The sequence below is a fragment of the Streptacidiphilus anmyonensis genome (assembly GCF_000787855.1).
Taxonomy (GTDB): domain Bacteria; phylum Actinomycetota; class Actinomycetes; order Streptomycetales; family Streptomycetaceae; genus Streptacidiphilus; species Streptacidiphilus anmyonensis.
On sequence record NZ_BBPQ01000043.1, the window covers coordinates 1 to 3,719 of the forward strand.

The 3,719-nt window shown below is 75.6% G+C and carries 3 protein-coding genes; 2 read left to right on the forward strand and 1 reads right to left on the reverse strand.

Annotation, left to right across the window (positions count from 1 at the left end; all coding sequences use genetic code 11):
• Nucleotides 1-1,323, forward strand: a 1,323-nt coding sequence (locus tag TR50_RS45945; RefSeq protein ID WP_052441431.1) for a hypothetical protein, incomplete at its 5' end; no start/stop codon positions are given.
• On the opposite strand, the gene TR50_RS28620 is transcribed toward TR50_RS45945, so the two are convergent.
• Nucleotides 1,271-2,503, reverse strand: a complete 1,233-nt coding sequence (locus tag TR50_RS28620) for a glycosyltransferase 87 family protein (protein ID WP_052441433.1) — start codon at nt 2,501-2,503, stop codon at nt 1,271-1,273. The two genes, TR50_RS45945 and TR50_RS28620, sit on opposite strands and share 53 nt — an antisense overlap.
• Nucleotides 2,504-2,567: 64 nt before the next feature.
• Between TR50_RS28620 and TR50_RS28625 the strand changes: the two genes are divergently transcribed.
• Nucleotides 2,568-3,698: a glycosyltransferase family 4 protein gene (locus TR50_RS28625; protein ID WP_042428384.1), complete on the forward strand. Its 1,131-nt coding sequence runs from the start codon at nt 2,568-2,570 to the stop codon at nt 3,696-3,698.
• Nucleotides 3,699-3,719 lie beyond the last annotated feature (21 nt).

Sequence of the window (3,719 nt, forward strand, 5' to 3'; positions counted from 1 at the left end):
TCCATAGTCCGTGCGCCCGTCAGTCGCAGGCGGGTCCTGCGGTACACGGCCGGCGCGGTCGTCGCCGGCGTCGCGGGGACCACCGCCTGGCAGGCGTGGGCCGACGCCCGGGACGACGAGCGCGAGGCCCGCGAGGCCCGCGCCGACGGCGTGCTGCGCACCCTGGCCGAGAGGGCCGCGGCCGTCCGCGCCCGCGACGCCGGCGCCCTGGCGGCGACCGTCGCCCCGAACGCCCCGGCGGACCTGGTCCGGCGTCAGCACGAACTGGTCGCCAACCTGGCCGAGGTGCCGCTCGCGCAGTGGGGCTACCAGCTCCTCGCCCTGGACGCCTTCCCGCTGCCGCCCGCCGTCGGCGCCGGGGAGCGCGTCGCGGTCGCCGTCGAGCTCGACTACCGGCTCGACGGCTTCGACGAGCAGGCGCTGAGCGCCACCCAGAACCTCACCTTCGAGCGCGCCGCCGACGGCCGGTGGCTGCTCGGCTCCGACCAGGACCACCCTGGCGGCGACGTGCTGCTGTGGGACCTCGGGCCGGTGCGCGTCGTCCGCGGCCGCTACAGCCTGGTGCTCGGCCTGCGCGACCAGGCCACCCTGGCCGCGCTCGGCGCGGAGGCCGACCAGGCCGTGCCGACCGTCAGCGGCGTGTGGGGGAGCGGCTGGGGGCAGCGGACCGTGCTGATCGCCCCGCAGACCGCCGACCAGTTCGGCACGCTGCTCGGAGCCGACCCCTCCGCCTTCGCCGGCATCGCCGCCGTCTGCACCGGCGAGCTCGGTGCGGCGGACGCCCGCCGCACCGACCGGATCACCGTCAACCCCGGCGCCTGGGACGAACTGAACGCCCTCGGCCGCCGTGTCGTGGTCACCCACGAGACCACCCACGTCGCCACCCGCGCCCAGACCGAGCAGTGGACGCCGCGCTGGCTCTCCGAGGGCGTCGCCGACTGGACCGGCTACCTCGGCACCGGCCGCACCCCGACGCAGACCACCCCGGAGCTCACCGCCGCCCTCACGACCGCCGGGCCCCGGGCCGCGGCCCTGCTGGCCGCGCTGCCGAGCGACGCCGACTTCGACGCCGGCGCGACCGGCACCTCGCTGCAACAGGCCTACCAGAAGGCGTGGTTCGCCTGTCGCAGCGTCGTCGAGCGGTACGGGCAGCCGAAGCTCGTCGCCCTCTACGCGGCGGTCGCCGCGGGCGGTCGCAGCGGCAGGCTCTCCCCGGACGCCGTGCTGGACCGCGCGCTGCGCGCCACCCTGGGCGTCGGCACGGACGCGTTCACGACGCAGTGGCGGTCGGACGTGTTGACGGCGCTGCGGAAGGCCCCCTGACGGGGGCGGCGTCCCCGTCGGTCCGCCACAGCCGCACGCACGCCAGCACCGCCGCGGCGAGCAGCAGCAGGTCGCGCGCGGAGATCAGCGACGTGCCCAGCACCGAGCGCCGCACCAACTCGCCGAAGAAGAGCGGGAACTCCAGGAAGGTCAGCGGCGCGGCGGCGGCCAGCAGCCAGGCCACCGGCCGTATCCGGGTGGCCGGCACGGTCAGGCACACGGCCGCCGCGCCGAGCAGCCAGATCACGTACTGCGGGCTGATCACCCGGCTGGTGACGGTGAACAGCAGCACCGCGGTCAGCGCGGCGTCCGCCACCGTCACGGCCGTCCACACCCGGTTGCGCCGACGCCACACCACTAGGAAGCCGAAGGCGAGGACCGTCGACGCGACCATGACCAGGCCCGTCGCGTGGACGTGCGGGCCGAGGAACTCCAGCGAGCCGTAGTGCATGGCCACCCGGCCGTGCCAGAGCCCGAGGCAGGAGCCGACGTAGAAGGGCAGCGCCCCCAGCGACTCGATCTCGATCCCGCGCGCGCCCTGGAAGCCGAGGAACGAGAAGGCGCCGTGCGTCGTCACCGCGGCCACGAAGCAGACCGCCGCGGCGGTCAGCGCGCACGCGGTCCAGGAGCGCCGGGCGGCGTGGCCTCGCGGCGAGGCGCCGGCCAGCACCAGCATCGGCCAGACCTTCAGCATCGTGCCCAGCCCGGCCAGGACCCCGGCGAAGCGCGGCCGGCGGGTCAGGGTCAGCGTCGCGGCGATCGCGACGGCGGTGACCACGAGGTCGAAGCGGCAGTAGGCGGTCGGGCCGATCAGCGGCACGGAGGCCACCCACAGCCAGGCGCCGGTCCGGCTGCCCCGGCCCGCGCGGACGAGCAGCAGCAGCGCGGCCGCGTCGCAGGCCGCCACCATGGCGACGAAGGTGACGAAGTACGATCCGGGCAGCCACAGCGGCAGCAGTATCAGCAGACCGGCCAGCGGCGGGTACTGCCACGTGACGTCGTCCATCGGGAAGGTCCCGGTGCGCAGCACCTCCGCCCAGCCCTGGTAGATGACCTTCACGTCGCTGGCGACGTCGGTGTGCGGCACCCGCAGCACACCCAGGGTCACGGTCACCAGCAGTGCCCGGCTCACGGTCCAGCCCGCCCAGACCGCCAGGGTCCTGCTGCTGAGGATGCGCATTGCCATATCGTACGGATCAGCCCAAGCCGGACCGAGGCTGCCAGACCGAGAAACCAAGGGCCCTGTGAACAAGACCCTGATCGTCACCAACGACTTCCCCCCGCGCCAGGGCGGCATCCAGACCTTCGTGCACAACATGGCGCTGCGCCTGCCCCCGGAGAGCCTCGTCGTCTACGCCTCGACCTGGCGTGACGGCTCCGAGGTGCGCAGGTTCGACGCGGAGCAGCCGTTCGAGGTCGTCCGTGACCGCACGACGATGCTGCTGCCGACCCCGCGGGTGACGCGCCGGGCCGCCGAGCTGCTGCGCGCGCACGGCTGTTCCTCGGTCTGGTTCGGCGCGGCGGCGCCGCTCGGCCTGATGTCGCCGGCGCTGCGCCGCGCGGGGGCGGAGCGGATCGTCGGCATGACCCACGGTCACGAGGCGGCGTGGGCGCAGCTGCCGGCCTCCCGGCAGCTGCTGCGCCGGATCGGCGCGGGCACGGACACGTTGACCTATCTGGGCGAGTACACGCGCGCCAGGATCGCCGCCGCCGTCGGGCCGCAGGCGGCGGCGCGCATGGTCCAGGTGCCCCCGGGCGTGGACGAGCGGACCTTCCACCCCGCCTCGGGCGGCGACGCGGTCCGGGCCCGGCTGGGCCTGACCGACCGGCCCGTGGTGGTGTGCGTCTCGCGGCTGGTCCGGCGCAAGGGACAGGACACCCTGATCCGCGCCTGGCCGGCCGTGCTGGCCAGGGTGCCGGACGCGGTCCTGCTGATCGTCGGCGGCGGCCCCTACCGGGCGGACCTGGAGAAGCTGGCGGAGGTCACCGGGGTCTCCGCGTCCGTGCGGTTCACCGGCCCGGTGCCGTGGGAGGAGCTGCCCGCGCACTACGGCGCGGGCGACGTCTACGCCATGCCCTGCCGGACCCGCCGCGGGGGGCTGGACGTCGAGGGCCTCGGCATCGTCTACCTGGAGGCGTCGGCGACGGGTCTGCCCGTCGTCGCGGGCGACTCCGGCGGCGCGCCGGACGCGGTCCGCGAGGGCGAGACGGGCTACGTGGTCCCGGGCCGCGACCGCGGCGACCTCGCGCGGCGGCTGGTCGAGCTGCTGCTCGACGAGGGGCTGCGGGCCAGGATGGGCGCGGCGGGCCGGACGTGGGTGGAGGAGGCCTGGCGCTGGGACCTGCTGGCGCACCGGCTGGAGGGCCTGCTCTGAAACGGTGAGGGGCGGCGGGGG

What these genes read in the sequence shown, in the direction of transcription:
- TR50_RS28620 (WP_052441433.1), bottom strand. Translation starts at nt 2,503, where the DNA reads ATGCGCATCCTCAGCAGCAGGACCCTGGCGGTCTGGGCGGGCTGGACC.